The following is a 1,156-nucleotide window of genomic DNA, read 5'->3' as shown; positions in this document are numbered from 1 at the left end:
ACCCCGCCGGGGCCGGGCTGTCCGTGCCGCCCGCCGGCTCCGGTCCCGCCGGTGCGGCGCTGCCCGCCGGCTCCGTGGGGGCGGCAGCAGGCTCCGCCGTCGCGACCGCGACCTCGGTGGTGACGGCCGCCACCACCCCCGACCGCACCCCGCTCACCGGCGGCGCCCAGGACGGGAAGCCGACGATGATCTGACTCGGTGGATCTCGTAGGGCCCCACGAGAAGTGCCCCCGCGGCCCGATGGGCTGCGGGGGCACTTCGTGCTGTGCTCGCGGGGAGCGGTCGCCTAGTCGGCGTACTGGCGCAGACCCGGGATGGTCAGGTTGCCGCCGAACTGGCCGGCCTGGATCACCTTCACCTTGGTGAAGTAGATGATCGGGATGTCCAGCGGCGGCGGGTTCTCCGGGGAGAACGTCACCGGGATCAGCCCCAGCAGGTTGCCGGAGATGGACTCGGTGTACATCACCGTGTCGCCGCCGCGGATGGTGGACGTGGTGCCCTTGCCCGCGACCGCGTGGTGCGTCTTCTTGTTCTGCGAGTCGTGCACCACCTGGTGCAGGTCGCCGATGTCGGTGCCGTCGGTGACGACGTACTTGAGCACCTTCTTGACGGTGCCGTTCGCCGTCTTCACCTTGACGACGCCCTCGTACTTGGCGCCCTTCAGCAGCAGCGAACTGGCCTGCAGCTCCCAGGGCTGGTCGGGCAGCGCCACGATGTTCTCGAGGCCGCCCTCCTCGTCGGTGGCGACGGGACAGTCCTCGGGGTCGATGGCGGGCTCCTCGGCCGTCTCCTCGACGGCCTCGCCCTCCTCGGCGGCCTTCTCGTCCTCGGTGGCCTTCTCCAGAGCCTTGGCGGTCTCCTCGACGGCCTCCTTGGGAGCGTCGGCGGCCTTCTCGTCCTCCGCGTCCTTCCCGGCGTCGGAGTCCGCCTCGGCGCCGGCCTCCGGGGAGTCGGCGGGGGCCGTCCCCTCCTCGGTCTCGGCGGGCTCGGTGGCCGGCTCCTCGGCCTCGGCGGCGTCGTCCTGCTGGGCGTCGGGGCCGTCGAGCAGGTCGCCGAGGGCGTTGCCGATGTCCTCGAGGACGTTCGGCTTGCCGGCCTCCTGCTCCGCGGGGGCCGGCTCCTCGGGAGCGGGGTCGGCCGGTGCGGGCTCCTCGGG

The 1,156-nt window shown here is 72.9% G+C and carries 2 pseudogenes; one reads left to right on the top strand and one right to left on the bottom strand.

From position 1 onward, the window contains the following. Window positions 1-194 (top strand): annotated as a pseudogene (locus tag ACOV8S_RS14115) (hypothetical protein); the annotation flags it as partial. A 92-nt stretch (window positions 195-286) separates the two neighbouring features. Here ACOV8S_RS14115 and ACOV8S_RS14110 read toward each other — a convergent pair. Then, window positions 287-1,156, bottom strand: a pseudogene (locus tag ACOV8S_RS14110) (hypothetical protein); the annotation flags it as partial.

Source organism: Streptomyces sp. CO7 (genome assembly GCF_053474865.1).
The sequence above is the reverse complement of the archived record's forward strand: the minus strand, read 5'-3'. Positions and strand labels throughout refer to the sequence as shown.